The sequence below is a fragment of the Duganella sp. CY15W genome (assembly GCF_009857555.1).
In the GTDB taxonomy this organism is placed as follows: domain Bacteria; phylum Pseudomonadota; class Gammaproteobacteria; order Burkholderiales; family Burkholderiaceae_D; genus Rugamonas; species Rugamonas sacchari.
Genome location: NZ_WWCQ01000001.1, coordinates 1,449,006 through 1,474,452 on the forward strand (window position 1 = coordinate 1,449,006; position 25,447 = coordinate 1,474,452).

Consider the following 25,447-nt stretch of genomic DNA (forward strand, 5'->3'; position numbering starts at 1 on the left):
GTCGGGAACAGCCATGCAAACCAAGAGCAAACAAGTCGAAGATATCTATCCGCTTACGCCTGTACAGCATGGCATGCTGTTCCACACGTTGATGGAGCCCGGATCTGGCGTTTACATGGAGCAGATGCAGTGCACCCTGGGGCGCGAACTGGACGTAGCACTTTTTCAGCAGGCCTTGCAGGCATTGGTTCAACGTCATGCGGTGCTGCGTACCAGCCTGGCCTGGGAAAAGGTGAAATCACCAGTGCAGGTCGTGCATCGGTCATTGGCTGTGCCATTCCAGGTGCTGGACTGGCGCAACGAACTGGCAGAACAGCGTGACGCGCGCATGGCGGCGTTTTTGGAAGAGGACCTGCGGCGCGGTTTCGACCTGGCGAAACCGCCGTTGCTGCGCTTCGCATTGATCCGCATGGATGAAAGCAGCTGGGAATTTATCTGGACCAGCCACCACATCCTGTATGACGGCTGGTCGCTGGCGCAGATGATGCAGGACCTGTTGGCCATCTATGCAGCACTGAAAGAATCGGGGCGCCCCATGCTACCGGCGGTGCGCCCATATCGCGATTTTGTCGCGTGGTTAAAGCAACAGGATACGACATCCGCCGAACACTGGTGGCGCGAAGCGCTGGCAGGACTGGAGGCGCCAACCCCACTGTCGCTCGATGGCCGCTACCCTGGCCAGCATGGCTGCGGCGAGCGCACGGTACGGCTGGACAAAGCTGCTACCAGCGCACTGAGTGCATGGGCGCGTGAGCGGGGCATCACCATGAACACGATAGTGCAGGGCGCATGGGCGATCATGCTGTCGCGTTATAGCCGGCAGAGCGACGTGGTATTTGGCGTTACCGTATCCGGCCGTCCGCCCGAACTCACCGGCGTGGAATACATGGTGGGTCTGTTTATCAATACGCTGCCGTTGCGCGTGCAGATCGCGGACGCACCATGTGCGGCCTGGCTCCAGACGCTGCAAGCGCAGAATATGGAAATGCGCCAGTTTGAATTTGTCCCTCTGACGCAAATTCAAGGCTGGATTTCCATTCCCAACGGCGTCGCCATGTTTGACAGCATGGTGGTATTCGAGAATTTCCCCATTGATGCGTCGCTGCGGCAAGGCGCCTCCATCCTGCCCGTCGATGCAATCCGCGGCGCGGAGCATACCAGCTATGCCTTGACGCTGGTGGCCACCCAAGCCGAAACGCTGGACGTTAAGCTGGTTTTCGACCGTCGCCGTTTCACCGACGTCACGATAGCGCAGATCAGCCAGCAGCTTGGCTGCCTGCTGCGGTCCATGGCGGAGGCGCCAGATGCGAACCTTTCGGCTTTATCGTGGACCACGGCCGAAGAGCGTCAACAGATGCTGGTCAGCTGGAACGACAATGCATTGCTTGATGTGGCACCACAGCTGGCGCATCGGCTGTTCGAACAGTGGGCAGCGTCCTCGCCGCAGCAGGCAGCCATTATCTTCGATGACACCAGCATCAGCTATGACGATCTGAATGCGCGCGCCGAGCGTATGGCCGGCCACCTCCGTGCGGCTGGTGTCGGGCCAGATGTCCTGGTGGGCATCTGCGCCGAGCGCACGCCGGATATGGTGGTGGCCATACTGGCTGTATTCAAAGCAGGTGGCGGCTATCTGCCGCTGGACCCCGCGTATCCTGCCGAGCGCCTGGCCTTCATGCTAAAAGACGCTGAACCTGCTGTCGTACTGGCGCATCGCGCACTGGCAACCACCTTGCCCGTGACCGCAGCACCGCTACTGATGATCGAAGACACTTTGGCCATCGACGCAGAGCAGCCAGGCACCGGCAAGCCGACGCACGTGTCGCCCGCGAATCTGGCCTACGTCATCTACACCTCGGGTTCCACCGGCAAGCCCAAAGGCGTACTGCTGCACCATGAAGGCTTGTGCGATGTGCTGCGCGCGCAGGCGCCGCTGCTGGGCGCCGAGCCAGGCCGCCGTGTGCTGCAAGCCGCCTCCTTCAATTTCGATGCCTCGGTGTGGGAAGTCTTTGCCGCGCTCGCGACTGGCGGCACGCTGTGCATGGCCCCGCGCGAGCAATTGCTGCCGGGACGACTGGAACACACGCTGACCGCACTGCGGCCGGATCTCGCCTTCCTCACGCCGGCGGTAGCAGCGGCGCTGCCAGCGGATTTGCCAGCGATGCCGGCGACACTGCTGATTGGTGGCGACACCTGTCCGGCCGCACTAACCGCGCAGTGGGCCGCCGGACGCCGCTTCATCAACGTCTACGGCCCCACGGAAACCACGGTCTACGCCGTCATGCATTTGTGCGCGCCGGACAGCCATCGTTCACCGCCCATCGGAAAACCGATGCCGAACACGCAGTGCTACATCCTTGACGAAGCGCTCAATCCAGTGCCGGTCGGTGTGACTGGCGAACTGCACATCGGCGGTCCGGGACTGGCGCGTGGCTATCTGCACCGGCCTGGCCTCACGGCAGAACGCTTTATCCCGAATCCGTTTGGTCCGCCCAACAGCCGGTTATACAAGAGCGGTGACCTGGCGCGTTATCTGCCGGATGGCGCCATCGAACATCGTGGCCGTAGTGATGGCCAGATCAAGCTGCGCGGACAGCGCATTGAACTGGGCGAAATCGAAGCGGTGCTGGCGGCCATCGACGGCGTGACTGAAGCACTGGTCATGTTGCGCGAGGACGAACCGGGCGAACGTCGCCTGGTGGCTTACGTGGGCGGCAAGCTGGCGCCTGACGCCATCGCGTTACGCACCGCACTGCATCAAACCCTGCCAGATCACATGGTGCCAGCCCATTTCGTCCTGCTGGAGGCGCTGCCACTGAACCACAACGGCAAGGTGGACCGGCGCGCTTTGCCTGCGCCGCAAGCCGGCGATGCAGCGGGTTACACACCACCGGCCACCGCGACGGAGGAGATCCTGGCTGCCATCTGGGCAGGATTGCTGAAGCAGGATAAGGTTGGTGCGGACGATAACTTTTTCGCTCTCGGAGGGCATTCGCTGCTGGCCACGCAAGCTGTGTCACAAATACGTGCCGCTTTCAAGGTTGATTTGCCGCTGCGGGTCTTATTCGATGCGCCCACACTGAGGCGCTTTGCTGCCGCCGTAGATGGGCTCCAGAAAACTGCATTGCCGGCCATCGCTCCAGTACCGAGGGCGACACAGGTGCCCTTGTCGTTTGCCCAGCAGCGCCTCTGGTTCCTGGAACAGTATGAACCTGGTGGCGCCACCTACAACATTCCGGCCGCGCTGCGCCTGCAGGGAAAACTGGATGCCGAGGCACTGACGCATAGTTTGCAAACGGTGATGCATCGTCATGAAGTGCTGCGCACCCGCTTTGTTGCATCTGAAGGGAAGCCGCTGCAGATTATCGAAGCAATACTTGAACTGCCTTTACGGCACGCCGACCTGAGTGGCTTGTCCGCCATCGAGCGCGAAGCCTGCATGCTGCAACAAGCGCACGACGAAGCCTCCATGCCGTTCGCACTGGATGCCGGTCCGCTACTGCGTGCGGCTTTGCTACGCATGGGCGAGGAAGAGCACGTGCTGCTGCTTACGCTGCATCATATTATTGCTGACGGCTGGTCGATCGGTGTGCTGATACGCGAAGTCGCAAGCTTGTACACTTCATCCTGCGAAGGCGCTGCAACGACGCTGGCGCCGTTGCCAGTGCAATACGCCGATTTCGCCATGTGGCAGCAGCAGTGGTTGAGCGGCGCGGAACTGGATAGACAGCTCGATTATTGGCGAACACAGTTGGCCGATGCACCGCTCACACTGGCGTTACCAACTTCGCATCCTCGTCCTGCGGTGCTGTCCTCGCAAGGCGCACAGTTTTCCTTCATCCTGCCTGCCGAACCAGCGCGCCAGCTGGCGCGCAAGACGCACACCACGCTCTTCATGGTACTGGCGGCTGCCTATAAAGCGCTGCTGGCCCGTTACAGCGGGCAGCCGGATATCTGCATCGGCACGCCGGTGGCGAACCGCAACCGGCTGGAAACGGAAGGATTAATCGGCTTCTTTGTGAATACGCTGGTGCTGCGTTCAAGCGTGGCATTCAACGGTACATTCAATGCGCTGCTACAGCAGGTGCGCGCTACGGCGCTGGGCGCTTATGCACATCAGGATCTACCGTTTGAACAACTGGTGGAAGCGTTGCAGCCCGAGCGTCAGCCAGGTCATACGCCGTTGTTCCAAACCATGCTGACACTGCAGAACGCCACCTTCACGACCCTGGAACTGCCTGGACTCTCGGTATCGAGCGTAGACGCAGACAACGCCACGGCAAAATTTGACCTCAGCCTGAATGTGGACGAATCCAATGCTGGCTTGCGCGCGACGTTCGAATACCGTACATCGTTATTCGATATCACCGCTATCGAGGCCATGGGGCGTCACTTCGCCAAATTGCTGACGGCTGCCTGCGCCGACCCCGCACAGCGCATTAGCGACCTGCGCATGCTGGCAGATGATGAGATGCACCGCATGCTGGCGAGCTGGAATGACAATGTGCTACCTCATGTGGAGCCACAACTGGCGCATCGGCTGTTCGAACAGTGGGCGGCGTCCTCGCCGCAGCAGGCAGCCATTATCTTCGACGGCACTAACATCAGCTATGACGATCTGAATGCGCGCGCCGAGCGTATGGCCGGCCACCTCCGTGCGGCTGGTATCGGGCCGGATGTCCTGGTGGGCATCTGCGCCGAGCGCACGCCGGATATGGTGGTGGCCATACTGGCTGTATTCAAAGCAGGTGGCGGCTATCTGCCGCTGGACCCTGCGTATCCTGCCGAGCGCCTGGCCTTCATGCTGGAGGACGCTGAACCTGCTGTCGTACTGGCGCATCACGCACTGGCCGCCACCTTGCCCGTGACCGCGACGCCGCTGCTGATGATCGAAGACACTTTGGCCATCGACGCAGCGCAGCCAGGCACCGGCAAGCCGACGCACGTGTCGCCCGCGAACCTGGCTTACGTCATCTACACCTCGGGTTCCACCGGCAAGCCCAAAGGCGTACTGCTGCACCATGGAGGCTTGTGCGATGTGCTGCGCGCGCAGGCGCCGCTGCTGGGCGTCGAGCCAGGCCGCCGTGTGCTGCAAGCCGCCTCCTTCAATTTCGATGCCTCGGTGTGGGAAGTCTTTGCCGCGCTCGCGACTGGCGGCACGCTGTGCATGGCGCCGCGCGAGCAATTGCTGCCGGGACGACTGGAACACACACTGACCGCACTGCGGCCGGATCTCGCCTTCCTCACGCCGGCGGTAGCAGCGGCGTTGCCAGCGGATTTGCCTGCGCTGCCGGCGACGCTGCTGATTGGTGGCGACACCTGTCCGGCCGCGCTAACCGCGCAGTGGGCCGCAGGACGCCGCTTCATCAACGTCTACGGCCCCACGGAAACCACGGTCTACGCCGTCATGCATTTGTGCGCGCCGGACAGCCATCGTTCGCCGCCCATCGGCAAACCGATGCCGAACACGCAGTGTTATATCCTTGACGAAGCGCTCAATCCGGTGCCGGTCGGTGTGACTGGCGAACTGTACATCGGCGGTCCGGGACTGGCGCGTGGCTATCTGCACCGGCCCGGCCTCACGGCAGAACGTTTTATTCCGAATCCGTTTGGCCCACCCAACAGCCGGCTATACAAGAGCGGCGACCTGGCGCGCTATCTGCCGGATGGCGCCATCGAACATCGCGGCCGCAGTGATGGCCAGATCAAGCTGCGCGGACAGCGCATTGAACTGGGCGAAATCGAAGCGGTGCTGGCAGCCATCGATGGCGTAACTGAAGCACTGATCATGTTGCGCGAGGACGAGCCGGGCGAGCATCGTCTGGTGGCTTATGTGGGCGGCAAGCTGGCGCCTGACGCCATCGGGTTACGCACCGCACTGCATCAAACCCTGCCAGACCACATGGTACCAGCCCATTTCGTCCTGCTGGAGGCGCTGCCACTGAACCACAACGGCAAGGTGGACCGGCGCGCGTTACCGGCGCCGCAAGCCGGTGATGCAGCGGCTTACACACCACCGGCCACAACGACCGAGGAGATTTTGGCTGCCATCTGGGCAGGATTGCTGAAGCAGGACAAGGTTGGCGTGCACGATAATTTCTTCGCTCTTGGAGGACATTCGCTGCTGGTGACGCAGCTGGTATCCAAGATCCGCACCGCGTTCGGTATTGAACTCCCGGTTCGCGCGCCATTCGAGGCGCCGACGCTTGCTGCCCTGGCGCGCCGCATCGACGCGGAGCATGGACACGATCTGCTGCCGGCTATTCTGGCCACGCCGCGTGATGACACGCTGCCGCTCTCGTTTGCCCAGCAACGGCTGTGGTTCCTGGACCAGTACGAGCCCGGCGCCGCCGTCTACAACATGCCTGCGGCCCTGCGCCTGCGCGGTAATCTGGATGCGACGTCCTTGCAGAACGCCCTGAACGAAATCGTGCAACGCCACGAATGTCTGCGCACCCACTACGTCCAGCAAGAAGGCATGCCACAGCAGGTCATTGTATCCAGACTGTCGCTTGCTTTGCCTGTTACCGATTTACGCGCCCTGCCGCACGGTGAACGTGAAGCCAGGGCTGAGTGGCTTATCGAAGCAGAAGCGCAGGCGCCATTTGACCTTTCGGCTGGCCCCATGATCCGCGCATCGCTGTTGCGTCTTGCGGACGATGAGCATGTCCTGCTTTGCACCATGCATCACATCGTATCGGATGGCTGGTCGTCCGGAATATTTGTAAGAGAGCTGGCGGCGCTGTACACCGCGTTCTCGCAAGGAGCACCATCGCCGCTGGCGGCATTGACAATACAATACGCGGACTTCGCTGCCTGGCAGCGTCGCTGGCTGAGCGGAGAGGTGCTGCAACGCCAGTTGGGTTTCTGGCGGCAGCGCCTGCAGGGAGCACTGGCGTTGTTGGCATTGCCGACTGACCGCCCACGTCCGCCCGTTCAGAGTTATCGCGGCGCGTCGTATGACTTCAGCATTCCAGCCTCGCACGTGGCGCCGTTGGCGGCTTTGACGCGTGGCGAAGGTGCTACGCTCTTCATGGGACTTGCCGCAGCGTTCAATCTACTGCTTTCGCGTTACTCCGGGCAGGACGATATCTGCGTCGGTACGCCGATCGCCAACCGCAAGCACGCAGAACTGGAAAACCTGATTGGCTTCTTCGCCAATACGCTGGTGCTGAGAACACAAATCGAGAACGGCGCCAGTTTCCGCACGCTGCTGCAACAGGTAAAAGGCAATTTGCTGGATGCGTACGCCCACCAGGATGTGCCATTCGAACAAGTGGTGGAAGCGGTGGCGCCATCACGCAGCCTTGCGTACTCGCCGCTGTTCCAGACGATGCTGATTTTGCAGAATGCGCCGGGCGATGCGCTGCAGCTGCCTGGCCTGACGCTTGAACAGATGGATGCGGAAGTCGGCACTTCAAAGTTTGACTTCCGTCTCTCGCTATGGGAAGAACAGGACGGTAGCCTGCACGGATCGTTTGAGTACAACACGGACTTGTTCGAACGTTCGACCATGGCGCGCATGAGCAGCCATTTCGCGCAGTTGCTGCAAGCGGCAGGCACGCAGCCGGACAATGCGCTGGATGCACTGCCGCTGCTGAGCGTCGAGGAAAAAACACGACTGCTTCAAATATGGGACGCCATTCAACCTGGCTTCACCAGCAAGACCGATGCGGAACTGGCGCTGCCCCTGCCTACGCACCATGTACTAGATTTGTTCGAGGCGGCCGCGCTGGCGGTGCCTGACAAAACAGCGATCGAGTGGCGTTCCGATCGTGTCAGCTATCGTCAGCTTGATGCCGACAGCAACCGGCTCGCCGGGCATCTGCTGGCCGGCGGTATGCATCACGGCGCGGTGGCCGCGATCATGCTGCACAATCCGGTGTCGCAGATCATTGCTACTATCGCCATCCTGAAAGCTGGCGGTGTGTTCACGTCGCTGAACCTGCGTTATCCGGTGCAGCGTGTACGAGAGATGCTGGAACTGGTCAGGCCTGACTGGATTATCACCGACCAGGATAGTGCGGTACAGGCAGCGCAGGCTGCAACTGGGCTGGAATGGCCGCATCGGCGCGTGCTACTGGATGGCCCGCTTGATGGCGACGACAGATACGTCCGGGTCGCGGTTGGTCCTGACGCCCCGTGCCATATTTTCTATACGTCCGGCTCCACAGGAAAACCCAAGCCGGTACTGGGACGGACCAGTGGCCTGGCGCACTTCATCCAATGGGAGATCGATACCGCATCCATAGGCCAGGACGTGCGGGCCAGTCAGCTGACCAATCCATCTTTCCATGTCTACTTGCGCGACATCTTCCCGGCCCTGTGCTGTGGCGGCACAGTATGCATTCCACCTTCGGATGAAGTGTTTGAAAGCGCTGCGCTGGCCAACTGGCTGGAAGCAAGCGAGATCACGCTGCTGCATTGCGTGCCATCTTCATTCCGTCTGCTGCTGGGTGCCAATCTGTGTTCCGCCAGGTTGCGCGAGTTGCGTACCGTGGTAGTAGGCGGCGGTGCATTGCTGCCACCGGACGTGAACCGTTGGAATAGCGTCTATGGGGGTACGAAAGAGCTGATAGGCGTGTACGGACAAACCGAAACCAGCCTGGCGAAATTCTTCTACCGCGTCCCGCCAACCCTGGTCACGGCTGGCTATCTGCCCATGGGCCGGCCGCTGCCTGGTGCACAAGCCATACTCTTGAACGCCAATCTGGAACCATGCGCGCCTGGCGAGACAGGAGAGCTTTACGTCCGCACGCCTTACCGCAGTCTGGGCTACTATCGCCAGCGGGAGCTTACGCAAGCCGCCTTTGTCTCCAATCCACACAGCAAAGGTGAGCAGGACGTCTTGTACAAGACAGGTGACCTGGCCATGCTGCTGGCCGACGGCACTTTCCGTTACATGGGGCGGCGTGACTTCCAGGTGAAGGTGCGCGGCATGCGTGTCGAAACCGGCGAAGTGGAAAGCGCCCTCGGTGATTTACGCGACGTGGCGCAGGCCGTGGTGCTGGCGCATGATGCGGGCGAGGGCGAGAAATCACTGACCGGTTACGTGATCGCGCAGCCTGACCGCGCCGATGCCGGTCTGCCTGCACGTATCCGTGCCCAGTTGCTGGATGCGCTGCCGGATTACATGGTGCCGTCGCATATCATGGTGCTGGAACGGTTCCCGCTCACGCCCAACGGAAAGATCGACCGTGCCGCCTTTCCTCGTCCGGAAGCCGGGCAGGGTGCGGCGCCATACGTGGCGCCGCGTACGCCAGCGGAGGCCCGGCTGTGCGAAATATGGACTGAGATACTGGGACTGGCAAGCGTCGGCGTCCACGATGACTTCTTCCTGCTTGGCGGTCATTCACTGCTTGCTACCCAGGCAGTCGCGCGTGTCAATGTCGCCTTTGGTATTCGAATGCCGGTGCGGTCGTTATTCGAAGCGCCCACGATTGCCGCTTTGGCGTTGTGCATCGAACAGGCGGCGCGCGACGATGACGCCGCGCCCGTCATCAGGCCCCGCTTGCAGACCGCCACTGCGCCGCTGTCGTTCGCGCAGCGGCGCCTGTGGTTCCTTGACCAGCTTGAGCCAGGAAGCCCGCTCTATAACCTGCCGTCTGCGCTGCGCCTGAGTGGTACGCTGGATGCCGCCGCATTGGAACAGGCACTGAACCAGCTCGTGGTCCGCCATGCCGTATTGCGTACGCGCTTCGCATCACAGGACGGCGAACCTGTCCAGCTTATCGTGCCTGACCTGGCGCTGTCCCTGCCGCTGACCGACCTTTCTGCCTTGCCGCATGGTGAGCGTGTGGCGCGCGCGGATTGGCACATCCAGGAAGAGATGCGCGCACCATTCGATCTGGCTGTGGGGCCACCCATCCGCGCCCAGTTGCTGCGGCTGGAGCCGCAAGCGCATGTGCTGCTGCTGACGGTACATCACATCGCAACGGACGGCTGGTCCAACAACCTGTTGGCCAGGGAGCTGGCCGACTGCTATCGCGCCGTCATCACTGGTGAAACCGTGAAGCTGCCCGTGTTACCGTTCCAGTACGCGGACTACGCCAGCTGGCAGCACGATCATTTGCAGGGTGATGTCCTCGCGCGCCAGCTTGATTACTGGACGGCGCAGCTGGCTGGCGCCCCGGCGATGCTTGAGCTGCCGACCGACCGTCCACGCCCGCAGGCACAGACGCACGAAGGCGCCATGTACCGCTTCACTCTGCCGGTCGCACGCCTGCGTGTCGTTGCGGGGAGCGAGCGGACTACATTGTTTATGGCCTTGACCGCCGTTTTCAGCATGCTGCTGGCCCGCTACAGTGGTCAGGACGATATTTGCATCGGCACCCCCGTGGCGAATCGCAGCCAGGCTGAAACGGAAAACCTGGTCGGCTTCTTCGCCAACACGCTGGTGCTGCGCACGCGTCTTGATTCGGACACTGATTTCAATGCCTTGCTGCGCCAGGTACGCACTACGGCGCTGGATGCCTTTGCCCACCAGGAGCTGCCATTCGAAAAGCTGGTGGAGGCATTGCAGCCCGAGCGCAGCATGGACCGCAGTCCCTTGTTCCAGGCCATGCTGGTACTGCAAAACACGCCCGGTGCTGCCTTTGCGCTACCGGGGCTGGAATGGCAGGCCATCGATTCCGATAGCCGTACGGCGAAATTCGATATTACGCTCGCGGTGGCAGGCGACGGAGATGTGCTGGAGGCAGGCCTGGAGTACAACACGGCCTTGTTCGATCACGACACCATTGCACGCATGGCAGGCCATCTGTTGCGGTTGATCGATGCTGCCTGCGCTGATCCCGCATTACCGCTGGCCGAGTTGTCCATGTTGGCGCCGGAGGAACGGCAGCAGATTCTATATGGCTTTAACCCCGGGCATTCGTCGCCGGCAGGCACCATCCAGTCCATGTTCGAAGCGGCTGCCGGGCGTACGCCCGATGCCATCGCCGTCGAATATGAGGATCAGATACTCAGCTATGCCGAACTCGATGCATGCACCAATCGGCTGGCACGTGCGCTGCTTGAGATGGGTGTGCGTACCGACGCCAGGGTCGGCGTGTGCCTCGAACGTTCGCCCGCCATGGTCATTGCATTGCTGGCCGTGCTGAAAGCAGGTGCGGCTTATGTGCCGCTCGATCCCGGCTATCCGCGCGACCGCCTGTCCGCCATGCTGGAGGATGCTGCGCCAACACTGGTGCTGACGCAGACCTCACTGATCGATCGCCTGCCCGCCATCAGTACCGTCAGTATGGAGGCGTTGGAACAGCGGGCGAAGGAGCAGGCGGCGGACAGTTTGAACCTGTACATCCCGCCAGACAGTCTGGCCTATGTGCTGTTCACCTCTGGCTCCACCGGCCGGCCAAAAGGAGTGGCCATGCCGTCGGCCGCGCTGGCCAACTTGCTGGCCTGGCAGCTGGAACAGCGGCGCAGCACGCAGAGCATGCGTGTCTTCCAGTTTGCATCGCTGAACTTCGATGTCTCATTCCAGGAGATATTCTCGGCGTTGTGTGCGGGCGATACCCTGGTTCTGTGCAGTGAAGCGCGGCGCGCCGATCTTGACGGATTGCGAAGCTACATCGCCGAACGCCGCTGCGGCAGGGTATTCCTGCCAAACGCCGTGCTACAGCACTTCGCGGGAGGACCCGACATGGCGCCGTGGCCAGAGCCGTGCGATATCGTGACCGCAGGCGAGCAGCTGGCCATCACCGATGCACTGGCCAAGCTGGTACGGACCACTGGTGCGGCGATGGTGTACAACCAATACGGACCCACTGAAACGCACGTCGCGACCCAGTCCAGCCTGGAAGTGAAGCGTATCGCCGACTGGCCTGCGTTGCCACCAATCGGACGTCCCATCGCAGGTATGTGCTGTCACATCCTTGACCGGGCGCTGAATCCGGTGCCGGTTGGCGTGGTGGGAGAGTTGTATATCGCAGGTGCGGGGCTGGCACGCGGTTATATCGGGCGTCCCGGCCTGACGGCGGAGCGTTTCGTGCCTAATCCTTATGGCGCTCCCGGTACTCGCATGTACCGCAGTGGCGACCTTGCACGCTACCGTGACGATGGCGAAATCGAATTCCTGGGCCGCGCGGACCAGCAGGTCAAGCTGCGTGGCTTCCGTATCGAATTGGGCGAGGTGGAAGCTGCACTGTCGTCCTGCGCTCCTGGTTGCGAAGTCGTGGCCGTGGTGCGGGAAGATCAACCCGGCGATCGGCGACTGGTTGCCTATGTCGCGGGGACGAATCCGCCTGACGCCGATGAGCTGCGCTCAGCACTGCGATCACGGCTGCCGGACTACATGCTGCCGTCTCACATCGTGCCGCTCGCAAGCTTGCCGCTGACACCAAATGGCAAGGTGGACCGGCGTGCCTTGCCACTTCCCGAGGTGAGTGTGGGCGAGGGGCGTTACGAGGCGCCAGAGGGACCGCTTGAAGAAGCGCTGGCTGGTATCTGGTGTGCCGTGCTCAATGCTGGGCAGGTCGGACGGCATGACAACTTCTTCTCGCTTGGCGGTCACTCGCTGCTGGCCATGCGCCTGATCGCGCGCATTCGTGAAGAATTCGACGTCGATCTGCCGCCGCGTACCTTGTTTGACGGTCCCACAGTTGCGGCGCAGGCCGAAGCTGTCGAGGCGCTGATTCTGCAAAAAATAGAAGGCATGACGGACGAGCAGGCCCGTTCCATCGCAAACGATTTGAGTGAGTAGAAAAAGATGAGCGACGATTCCAAACTCTCCGCGTCCAAACAGGCTTTGCTGGCCAAGTGGCTGCAGGGTAAAGTCAAGACCCAATCCAGCATTCCGCGCCGTCCCGCTGATGCGCAGGCCGCGCTGTCGTTTGCCCAGCAACGCCTGTGGTTCCTGGATCAATATGAGCCAGGCAGTCCGTTCTACAACATGCCGATGGCCTTGCGCCTTACCGGGACTCTCGCTACGGACGCATTGGATCGCACGCTGAATGAGCTGGTGCGCCGTCATGCCACCTTGCGCACGGTCTTTGCGCTGGAAGGCGATATGCCGGTGCAGCGGGATACCGGCATGACAGAACTCACTGTGCCGCTGCACGATCTGACCCGTCTGGCCGTCGCGCAGCGCGAAACCAAGGCGCAGGAATTGGCGCAGGCAGAAGCGCTCGCGCCATTTGATCTGGGTACGGGGCCATTGATCCGCGCCACCTTGTTACGCCTGGACGATCAACAGCATATTTTGCTGTTTACGCTGCACCACATCGTGGCCGACGGCTGGTCGCTCGGCGTACTGGTGGATGAAGTGGCTGCACTCTACGGCGCGTTCGTGCAGGGACAGGCATCGACACTGCCCGAGCTGCCCATCCAATACACCGACTTCGCCCACTGGCAGCGAGCCTCGCTGGACGGCGCTGCCCTGCAAAAACAGGTTGATTACTGGAAGGCGCAGCTGGAGGAGGCAACGCCATTACTGACACTCCCCACGGATCATGCACGGCCGGCCCGCCAGTCACACCGTGGGGCGGTGCTGCACTTCACCGTGGACGGCGTCACTGGCCAGGCGTTGCAGGCCCTGGTGCAGCCGGGTGGCAGCACCTTGTTTATGGCGTTGCTTGCCGCTTTCAACGTCCTGCTGGCGCGTTATTCGGGCCAGACCGATATCTGCATCGGCACACCTGTAGCAAACCGCTCACGTCCCGAACTGGAAAAGTTGATCGGCTTCTTCGCCAACACGCTGGTACTACGCACGCAGGTAAATGAGTACGCAAGTTTCAATGAGCTGCTGGCCGATACGCGCCGTACGGCACTCGATGCCTTTGCCCACCAGGATGTACCGTTCGAGCAGTTGGTGGAAGTGCTGAAGCCAGAGCGCAACGCGGGCCATAGTCCGCTATTCCAGGTGATGCTCGCCCTGCAGAATACACCGGCCGGCACGCTGGAACTGCCCGGCTTACAATTGGAACCTGTACTGACCGAACGCGTTACCGCGAAGTTCGACCTGATGCTCAACGTAGCGGAGGAAGCGGATGGATCGCTGGCCTGCGCGCTGGAATACAGCACCGACCTGTTTCAGGCATCGACGATACAGCGTATGGCATGCCACTTTGCCCGGTTGCTCGACGCGATCGTTGCCGCGCCTTCAGCGCCGATTCATACGCTCGTCATGCTGGACACAACAGAGCAGTTGGCACAACTGGAACAAGGCGGGCCAACTGCTGCGCCCCTCGCCGTCGAGCCGGTACACCGCATGTTTGAAGCGCAGGCACTGCGTACGCCAGACCGTATCGCACTGGAATTCGGACCGCTCACGCTCAGCTATGCACAATTGAATCGCCGGTCTGACATCCTGTCGCAGCGACTGTGTTCCCAGGGCGTCGGGCCGGACGTATGCGTCGGTGTCTGTGCCAGCCGCTCGCCGGAGATGGTGATTGGCGTGCTGGCCATCCTGAAAGCTGGTGGCGCCTATGTGGCGCTGGACCCGAACTATCCGCAAGAGCGCCTGGGCTATATGCTGTCCGACGCGGCGCCGCGCCTGGTGCTCACGCAGCGTGCGCTGCTGGAACGCTTGCCCGCCACGCCTTACCTGCTGCTGGACGATGCGGCGGAAGATAGCGAGGCGGCAGCGATCAGCATTGCCACCGGCCCGGACATGGCCAACCTGGCTTATGTTATCTACACCTCCGGCTCCACGGGCCGGCCCAAAGGCGTGGGTTTGAGCCATGCCGCGCTGGCCAATCTCATCGCATGGCAGTTGGCCGAACACCCAGGTACTGGCGGCCGAGTGCTTCAATTCGCCTCGCTTAATTTCGACGTCTCGTTCCAGGAGATATTCTCTACGCTATGCGGAGGAGACACGCTGGTACTGCTCGACGAAGCGCAGCGCCAAGACATGGAACATCTTCAGCATCTGGTGCTGAACGGCGACTTTAGCCGCGTATTCCTGCCCAATGCCGTACTCCAGCAGTTTGCCAGCCTGCCCCTGCCGGATGCCGGAAAAGCCCATTGCGACATCATTACAGCTGGCGAGCAGTTGCTGGCCGGTCCAGCAGTCAAGGCACTGGTGCGCGTGGTTGGTGGTAACCTGTTCAACCAATACGGCCCGTCCGAAACCCACGTCGCCACACAGTTCCGCCTCGACGCGCGTGCCATGGACGACTGGCCCACGCATCCACCGATAGGCCGCGCGATTGCCAATACCCGGATTTATATACTGGATGCCTATTTCAACCCGGTCACTCCCGGCGCCGTGGGCGAGCTGTATATCGCCGGGATGTGTCTGGGGCGCGCTTACATCAATCAGCCCGCGCTGACTGCGGCAGCCTTCCTGCCTGATCCTTACGGCGCGCAGCCTGGGGAACGCATGTATCGCACCGGGGATCTGGCTCGTCGCCGGGCCGACGGAAATGTCGAATACCTGGGACGTATTGACGGGCAGGTCAAGATACGCGGCATGCGCGTGGAATTGGGAGAAATCGAAGCCGCGCTGCGTGCACTGCCTGGTGTGCGGGAAGCCAGCGCGCAGGTGCGTGAAGATACTCCTGGCGACAAGCGTCTGGTGGCTTACGTGGCGATGGACGCGGATGCGTTCCGGCCGCAAGACATGCGTGCCGCACTGTCGGGCGGCCTGCCGGAGCACATGCTGCCAGCGCATATTGTCAGACTCTCTCAACTGCCGTTGACCCGCAACGGCAAGGTGGATCGCCGTGCTTTGCCAGCGCCCGAGGGCAGCAGGGGAGAAGACGACTATGAAACGCCTGCAGGCCCGCTGGAAAGCACCGTCGCCGCTGTTTGGACAGATGTGCTCAAGCTGGATAAGGTAGGGCGCAATGATAATTTCTTCCATCTGGGCGGCCATTCGTTGCTGGCGACGCTCGTCATGACACGCTTACGCCGCGCACTGCGTCGCGACATTGCGCTGCGTACCTTGTTCGAAGCACCCACCGTACGTTTGCTGGCTGCCAGCATCGCCCAACAGCCCGATAGTGAAGATAGCCATATCCCGGTTGCATCAAGGGACGCGGCCTTGCCTTTGTCCTTTGCCCAACAGCGTCTGTGGTTCCTGGATCAGCTGGAGACATCGAGCGCTTTCTACAACATACCATTCGCGCTACGCGTTCATGGGCGGCTCGACACGGCGGCGTTGCAGCGCACACTAAGCCATGTCCTGGAGCGCCATGAAGTGTTGCGCACCCGTTTTGTAACTGAAGCCGGTACGCCCGTGCAGCGCATTTCGACGGTAGCCGAACTGGCGCTTCCAGTTGTCAGTCTGGTGCACTTTCCGCACGCCGAACGCGAGGCGCAAGTCACGTGGCGCGCGCAGGTCGAAGCGCAAACGCCGTTTGATCTGAAGCAGGCGCCATTGCTGCGCGCAGGTCTTCTGCAACTGGCCGAAGACGAACATATCCTGCTGCTCACCATGCACCATATCGCCTCAGATGGATGGTCGGTTGGCGTGTTGGTGCGCGAAGTCGCCGCGTTGTATAGCGCCTTCGCTCAAGGCCATGCAGTGCCGTTGGCTCCATTGGCGCGTCAATATGCAGACTACGCCTGCTGGCAACGCGAGCGTCTCGCTGGCGACCGTATGCAGCGACAACTGAACTACTGGCTGAAACAACTGGCCGATGCGCCAACTGTGCTCACGCTGCCGACGGATCGTCCACGCCCTGCGGTACAGACCTACGCCGGTGCGTCGCATGTGTTCACCGTTGACAGCAGTGTGACGTCGGTTCTAAGGGACATTGGTGCGCGCCAGGGCGCCACGCTGTTCATGACGCTGGCGACGGCCTATCACATCCTGTTGGCGCGTTATGCCGGGCAAAGCGATATCTGTACCGGTTCACCCGTAGCTGGCCGTGAGCACGCAGAATTGAGCGACTTGATCGGGTTCTTCGTCAATACCGTAGTGCTGCGATCCCGTCTCGACTTGCATCTGCCTTTTGCGGCTTTGCTTGAGCAAATGCGTCAGGTAGCGCTAGACGCTTTCGCCAATCAGGATGTCCCGTTTGAACAGTTGGTTGAACGCCTTGCGCCCGAGCGTGACGCCAGCCATGCGCCGCTGTTCCAGGCCATGTTCGTGCTGCAGAACGCTCCAATCGGTGAGCTGGAATTGCCAGGACTACGCTTGTCTCCCGTCACCACCGGAACAGTCAGCGCCAAGTTCGACCTCACGCTGAGCGTGAGCGAGGACGAAGGAGGACTATGGTGCGCGCTTGAATACAACACGGACCTGTTCGAAGCATCCACTATCGAAAAAATGGCAGGTCACTATGCCTGCCTTCTGCAAGCGCTGATCGAGGCGCCAGACATGCCGATTGGCGACCTGCCGCTGATGGACGACATCGAGCGAGCGCACACGCTGCGCATTCCCTCCGCCAGCTACATTGAATCACTCTGCCTGCACCAGCTGTTCGAGCAGCAGGCTGCAAGGTGCCCGGACGCCATCGCGCTGGTGTGCGAAGACCAGCGTCTGAGCTACGCTGAACTGAATGCCTGCGCCAACCGCGCGGCGCACCAGTTGCGCGCCATGGGCGTCAGACCAGACGTATTGGTAGGGCTCTCTGTGGAGCGCAAACCGGAGATGATCGTCGGTCTGCTGGCGATCCTGAAAGCGGGCGGCGCCTATGTTCCGCTCGACCCATCATATCCAGAAGACCGCATCGCCTACATGCTTGCCGATGCCAAGCCGGCCGTTGTGCTGGCGCAGCCGCATACGGCGCCTGCATGTGACGCACCAGTCCTGCGCTTTGACGATGCGGCGCTGGCCGCGCAGCCGGACAGCAACCTGGCCAATCTCACCACGCCATCGAATCTGGCGTATGTCATCTACACCTCCGGCTCGACCGGCCGACCCAAGGGAGCGCTGCTCCAGCATGGCAATGTAACGCGGCTGTTCAAAGCAACGGCGCAGTGGTTCGATTTCAGCGACAAAGATAGCTGGAGCCTGTTCCACTCGTATGCCTTCGATTTCTCGGTATGGGAGATCTGGGGCGCGCTACTATACGGCGGCAAGCTGGTGATGGTGCCGTATCTGGTATCGCGTGCGCCGGAGCAGTTCCACGCCTTGCTGGCAGCGGAGCAGGTGACGATCCTGAACCAGACCCCATCAGCATTCCAGCAACTGATGGAAGCCGACCGCCAACCCGGCGCGCCAGCCCTCAGCCTGCGCCAGGTGTTGTTTGGCGGCGAGGCGCTGAACCAGTCCGCGCTGGCGCCGTGGTTCGCCCGGCATGGCCGCACGCAGCCGCTGCTGGTGAATATGTACGGTATCACGGAAACCACGGTGCACGTCACCCATGTGCCGCTGCATGCGGAGATTGCCAGCGCATCGCCGATCGGCGTGCCGATTCCCGATCTGGGCGTGTACATTCTGGACAGCCGCCAGAATCCGGTGCCGGTAGGCGTGCCGGGCGAGTTGCACGTGTCTGGCGCTGGGCTGGCGCGTGGTTATCTGAACCGGCCGGATCTGACGGCGGAGCGCTTCGTGCCCGATCCGTTCAGCGCTCAGGCAGGATCACGCATGTATCGCTCGGGTGACCTGGCGCGTTGGCTGCCAGACGGTGGTATCGAATACCTGGGCCGTATCGACCACCAGATCAAGATACGCGGCTTCCGCATCGAGTTGGGCGAGATCGAGTCGGCACTGGCGGCGCTGGATGGCGTACGCGAAGCGCTGGTGCTGGCGCGCGAAGACAACCGGGGCGACAAGCGCCTGGTGGCATATGTGGTGTCCTCGCTGGACGAAGCGGCGTTGCGCGCAGGCCTGGGCAAGACCCTGCCCGAGTACATGGTGCCGTCGCACTTTGTATCGCTGGAGCGCTTCCCGCTGACCGCCAACGGTAAAGTGGACCGCAAGGCGCTGCCGGCGCCGGACCTGTCGCGCAGCCAGGCCGACTATGTCGCGCCATCGAGCGAGGTTGAAATCGCCGTAGCCGCAATCTGGGCCGAGGTGCTGATGGTGAAGCGTGTCGGCCTGCACGATAACTTCTTCTCGCTAGGCGGTCATTCGCTGCTGGCAGCCCAGCTGGTGGCGCGCGTGCGGGACGCATTTTCCTGCGAGCTGCCGTTACGCAGCCTGTTTGAGTCGCCAACAGTAGCTGGGATGGTACAACGCATGGCCGTCGCCAAGCCGGGAGCGCCGTCTGTCACCGCCATCACGGCCGTGGATCGCAACGGTGTATTGCCACTGTCCTTTGGTCAGAAACGGTTCTGGTTCCTGGACCAATACCAGCCGGGCAGCGCGGCATACAGCGCCCCGATTGCGTTGTCGCTGAAAGGAATAGTGGATCCAGATATTCTGCAGCGTACCTTCAACCATCTGGTGGCCCGGCACGAGCCTTTGCGTACCGTGTTCACTGCGGAAGACGGAGAACCTCGGCAGCTGATATTGCCACCTTTTGCACCGGTGATCGATACGCGCGACCTGAGTGCGTTGGCCGACTTGGAACGCGATCATCAGATCGAGGACGCCATCCGCAATGAAGCCGTCACGCCGTTCAATCTGCGCCATGGACCGTTATTGCGCATAGCGCTGCTCAAACTGGATGAGCAGGAGCATGTGTTACTGCTAACGCTGCACCACATTCTGTACGATGGCTGGTCGATGGGCCTTCTGCTCGACGAGTTCACTACGCTGTATTGCGCCTTGCGCGAAGGTGCATCACCGGCCCTGGCGCCTTTGCCTATGCAGTATGCGGACTACACGCACTGGGAAAACGCTCAGTTGAGTGGACCTTCGCTGGATCGCCAACTTGATTTCTGGCGCGCGCAACTCGCTGATGCGCCAGCGCTGCTCGCGCTGCCGGTTGATCGCGCGCGTCCGTCTGTCATGACACATAACGGCGCCACGCTGCACACCGTGATATCCGCTGAAACCACCCATGGTTTGCTGCATCTTGGACAGTCCCGGCAGGCGACTTTGTTCATGGTACTGGCTGCGGCGTTCAATACGCTGATGCACCGTTATACCGGGCAGGATGATCTCTGCATTGGTGCATTGTCTGCCAACCGTCCTGCTGGCACGACCGGATTGATCGGGATTTTCGTCAATATCCTGGCCTTGCGCAGCCGTGCCAGCATCGATGAGCCATTCACCGCAGTCCTGCAACGCACCCGTGATTCCCTGCTGGCGGCCTACGAGAATCCGCTGCCGTTCGAACTGGTGTTGAGCCATATCGCTCCGCAGCGCGACGCCTCCAGCCTGCCGTATGCGCAGGTCGCGCTGAATTTCCACAATGAGCGCGATCCCAAGGTGGACGATGCAGCCTTTGCCCGCAGCCGGGCAAGCGGCCTGCATATCACTGGACTGCACGGTTCCAGCGCGACCCACGCCCACTTCGAGCTGAAGCTGGAAATGGGACTGGAAGGCGACGTCCTGCATATTGATTACGAATACAACACGGACCTGTTCGACGCGTCCACCATTGAAAGTATTGCCGGCCACTATGCCCGTCTGCTGCAAGCGCTGACCGAAGCTCCAGACATGCCAATTGGCGATCTGCCGCTGATGGACGATAGCGCTCGAGCGCGCACGCTGCGCGTTCCCTCCGCCAGCCCCACGGAATCACTCTGCCTGCATCAGCTGTTCGAGCAGCAGGCTGCAAGGTCCCCGGACGCCATCGCGCTGGTGTGCGAAGACCAGCGTCTGAGCTACGCTGAACTGAATGCCCGCGCCAACCGCGTGGCACACCAGTTGCGCGCCATGGGTGTCGGACCGGATGTGCTGGTGGGACTTTCTGTGGAGCGCAAACCGGAGATGATCGTCGGTCTGCTGGCGATCCTGAAAGCGGGCGGCGCCTATGTTCCGCTCGATCCATCATATCCAGAAGACCGTATCACCTACATGCTTGCCGATGCCAAACCGGCCGTTGTACTGGCGCAGCCGCATACGGCGCCAGCATGTGACGCACCAGTCCTATGCTTCGACGATGAAGCGCTGTCAGCGCAGCCGGACAGCAACCTGGCCAATCTCACCACGCCATCGAATCTGGCGTATGTCATCTACACCTCCGGCTCGACCGGCCGACCCAAGGGAGCGCTGCTCCAGCATGGGAATGTAACGCGGCTGTTCAAGGCAACGGCGCAGTGGTTTGACTTCACGGACAAGGATAGCTGGAGCCTGTTCCATTCGTATGCCTTCGATTTCTCGGTATGGGAGATCTGGGGTGCGTTGCTGTACGGCGGCAAGCTGGTGATGGTGCCGTATCTGGTATCGCGTGCGCCGGAGCAGTTCCACGCCTTGCTGGCAGCGGAGCAGGTGACGATCCTGAACCAGACGCCATCAGCATTCCAGCAACTGATGGAAGCCGACCGCCAGCCCGGTGCGCCAGCCCTGAGTCTACGCCAGGTGGTGTTTGGCGGCGAAGCGCTGAACCAGTCCGCGCTGGCGCCGTGGTTCGCCCGGCATGGCCGCACGCAGCCGCTGCTGGTGAATATGTACGGCATCACCGAAACCACGGTGCACGTCACCCATGTGCCGCTGCATGCGGAGATTGCCAGCGCATCGCCGATCGGCGTGCCGATTCCCGACCTGGGTGTGTACATTCTGGACAGCCGCCAGAATCCGGTGCCAGTCGGTGTGCCGGGAGAGTTGCACGTGTCTGGTGCAGGGCTGGCACGCGGTTATCTGAACCGGCCGGACCTGACGGCGGAGCGTTTCGTGCCCGATCCGTTCAGCGCTCAGGCAGGGGCGCGCATGTATCGCTCGGGCGACCTGGCGCGCTGGCTGCCGGATGGCGGCATCGAGTACCTGGGCCGTATCGATCACCAGATCAAGATACGCGGCTTCCGCATCGAGTTGGGCGAGATCGAGTCAGCACTGGCGGCGCTGGATGGCGTGCGCGAAGCGCTGGTGCTGGCGCGCGAAGACAACCGGGGCGACAAGCGCCTGGTGGCATATGTGGTGTCCTCGCTGGAGGAGTCGGCATTGCGCGCAGGCCTGGGCAAGACCCTGCCCGAGTACATGGTGCCGTCGCACTTTGTATCGCTGGAGCGCTTCCCGCTGACCGCCAACGGCAAAGTAGACCGCAAGGCGCTGCCGGCGCCGGACCTGTCGCGCAGCCAGGCGGACTATGTCGCGCCATCGAGCGAGGTTGAAATCGCCGTAGCCGCAATCTGGGCCGAAGTGCTGATGGTAGAGCGTGTCGGCCTGCACGATAACTTCTTTTCGCTAGGCGGTCACTCGCTGCTGGCGACACAGGTCATATCGCGCACTCGCACGCGCTTCAACGTGAATCTGCCACTGCGGTCGCTGTTCGAATCGCCGACGGTCGGCGCCATTGCCGCATTGATCGGCGAAACGGAACAGGACAGCGCCGCCGAGCATATCCCACAAGCGGACCGCAACCAGGCCTTGCCACTGTCCTATGCACAGCAGCGTTTGTGGGTGCTGGATCAGTTCACGGCCGGCACGGCCTCGTACAATGTGCCTTTCGTACTGACGCTGCGTGGTCGGCTCGACGTCGAGGCATTACAGCGCACTTTGGACGAAGTAGTCCGCCGTCATGAAGCACTGCGCACCACCTTCCACGCGGAAGATGGCATACCGGTGCAGCGTGTCACGGCTTCCGTGACGCTACCGCTGGTGCAGACCGATCTAAGTGATTTGCCACGTGCAGAACGTGAAGCCCATGCCGCATGGATGGCACAGGACATGGCACAGGCGCCGTTCGATCTGGCGACCGGACCGCTGATCCGTGCTTCCATCGTACGCATGGGTGAAAGCGAACACCGCTTCATGCTGACGATGCACCATATCGTCTCCGATGGTTGGTCAGTCGGCGTGCTTGTGAGCGAATTGGCTGCACTGTACAGCGCTTATGCACAAGGCTTGCCATCTCCACTTGCGCCGCTGTCTATCCAGTATGCCGACTTTGCGCAGTGGCAGCGCAACTGGCTGTCTGGCCCGGTGCTGGATGCGCAGCGCAGCTACTGGCGTGATTATCTGTCCGGTGCTCCAGCGATGCTGACGCTGCCGACTGACCGTCCACGGCCTCCGGTGCAGACATATCGCGGTGCGGTGCATTATTTCCATTTGCCCGCATCAGTGGCAACAGGCCTGCAGGTGCTTGGCCGCGAGACTGGCACAACGCTGTTCATGTCGCTGGCCGCAGCATTCAATATCGTGTTGTCGCGCTATAGCGGACAGGATGATATCTGCCTAGGGACTTCCATCGCCAACCGCAATCGCGCTGACATCGAGCCTTTGATCGGCTTCTTTGTCAACACACTGGTGCTGCGCACGCGGATTGACCGGTCGATGCGCTTCCGCACATTGCTGGAAGGGGTACGCGCCGATTCGCTGGCTGCCTACGCGCGCCAGGATTTGCCATTCGAGTATCTGGTAGATGACTTACATCTGGAGCGCCAACGCAGCCACTCGCCATTGTTCCAGGTGATGCTGGTGGTGCAGAACGCGCCACTGGGCGACCTGGAATTGGCCGGACTGGAACTGGAGCCTTTGCGCGCCGAAACCGCAAGCGCCAAATTCGACCTCACGCTGGGCGTAGGCGGCGAGGGCGACACGCTGTCGGCCAGCATGGAGTACAGCACGGATTTGTTTGATGAATCCACCATCGTCCGCATGGCGCAGCACTTTACCCGCCTGCTAGAGTCGATTGTGGCGGCCCCGGATGCACGCATCGGGGACCTGGATATGTTGACACCAGCCGAGCGTCAGCTCGTGCTGTACGGCTGGAACGACAGCGCGGCACTGCATACGCCCGGCTTGCCCATACACCGGCAGATCGAAGCCCAGGTGGCGCGCACACCCGAGCGTACGGCGGTCGTGTGCTGCGGCAGTCGCCTGAGCTATGCGCAGCTCAACGAGCGCGCCAATCGTCTGGCCCACCGGCTGCATAGCCACGGCGTGGCCCCCGACACATTAGTCGGTGTGTGCATGGAGCGTTCGCTGGAGATGGTGGTTGCAGTACTGGCGGTGCTCAAGGCCGGTGCTGCGTACGTGCCGCTGGACCCCGGCTATCCCGAACAGCGCCTGTCCTACATGCTGGACGATGCGCGTCCTGCGGTGCTGCTCACGCAAAGCCATCTTCCCATCGCGCGGCAAACGCACGCCGTGCCCGTCGCGTTCCTTGATCGGGAGGATGATGCAGCGTACCCGGATACCAATTTGCCGCTGCAGGCAGTCGCCCAGAACCTGGCGTACGTGATTTACACTTCCGGCTCAACGGGCAAGCCGAAAGGAACGGCGGTGCACCAGGGGGGCTTGCTCAATCTGGTGAACTGGTTTGTAAAGCAGTTCGGGATTGGTGCGGAGGACAAGATCCTGCTGTTCTCATCCTTCAGCTTCGATTTGACGCAGAAGAATTTGTATGCGGCCCTGATCTCAGGTGGCGAGCTGCATCTGCCCGCCGAAGGCTACGATCCGCAAAGCGCAGCGACGCTCATCCGCGAGCAAGGAATCACCTGTATCAACTGCGCGCCAAGCGCGTTCTACCCACTGCTGGCGCACGGGCCGCTACCTCTGCGTCATGTGTTCCTGGGCGGAGAGCCAATTCGCGCCGAGCTGTTGCTGGAATCGTTCAGCCATCGCACGAAAGTCCCGGCTATTCACAATACCTACGGCCCGACCGAAGCGTCCGATGTCGTGTCGTTCCACAGCTGGGACATGGCGCAAGGCAGTACGGTGATTCCGATTGGCCGTCCCATCGCCAATACCCAGCTCTACATCCTCGACCAGGATATGCAGCCAGTGCCGCCAGGCGCGGCGGGCGAACTGCATATCGGCGGCGATGGTGTGGGTCGCGGCTACCGCCAGCGCCCGGCGCTGACGGCCGAGAAGTTTGTACCCGATCCATTTGGCACTCGCGCAGGCGCACGCCTGTACAAGACTGGCGATCTGGCGCGCTTCCTGCCGGATGGCGCGATCGAATACCTGGGACGGATCGATCACCAGATCAAGCTGCGTGGCTTCCGTATTGAACTCGGGGAGATCGAGGCCGCGCTGGGCGCGATTGCCGGAATTGGCGAAATGCTGGTCATGCTACGCGAAGATACTCCCGGCGACAGGCGCCTGGTAGCCTATTTGTGCGGCCCAGCGGTACCTGATGCGCCAACGCTGCGCGCCGCGCTTCTGCGTAGCCTGCCGGACTACATGGTCCCGGCACACTTTGTCGTACTGGAGAAGATGCCTTTATCGCCGAACGGGAAAATCGAGCGGCGCGCGCTTCCGGTGCCGGATGCAGTCTCCTTCGTGCAGGAGTACGTCGCGCCCTCGACGCCCGTAGAGAAGACCATCGCCACGATATGGACCTCGGTATTGAAGGTTGACCGCATTGGCGTTCAGGATAACTTCTTCGAACTGGGTGGCCACTCGCTGATGGCAGTGCAGGTACTGAGCCGCATCACCCGCGAGACCGGCGTGACGCTGCCGATTGAAACCATCTTTGCGGCACAAACCGTGGCCTTGCTGGCGCGGGAGCTGGAGACACGGCGTCCGGCGCCACAAGACGGCGTGACAACGATAAGGATTTAA

General features: G+C 61.7%; 2 protein-coding genes. Both read left to right on the forward strand.

The genetic code is table 11. The features are described 5' to 3' along the window. The first annotated feature begins 13 nt into the window (after positions 1-13). Entirely contained in the window at positions 14-12,700 is a 12,687-nt protein-coding gene (locus GTP58_RS06680; RefSeq protein WP_161076752.1) for a non-ribosomal peptide synthetase, read from the forward strand. A 6-nt stretch (positions 12,701-12,706) separates the two neighbouring features. Beyond that, positions 12,707-25,447: a non-ribosomal peptide synthetase gene (locus GTP58_RS06685; RefSeq protein WP_161076753.1), complete on the forward strand. Its 12,741-nt coding sequence runs from the start codon at positions 12,707-12,709 to the stop codon at positions 25,445-25,447.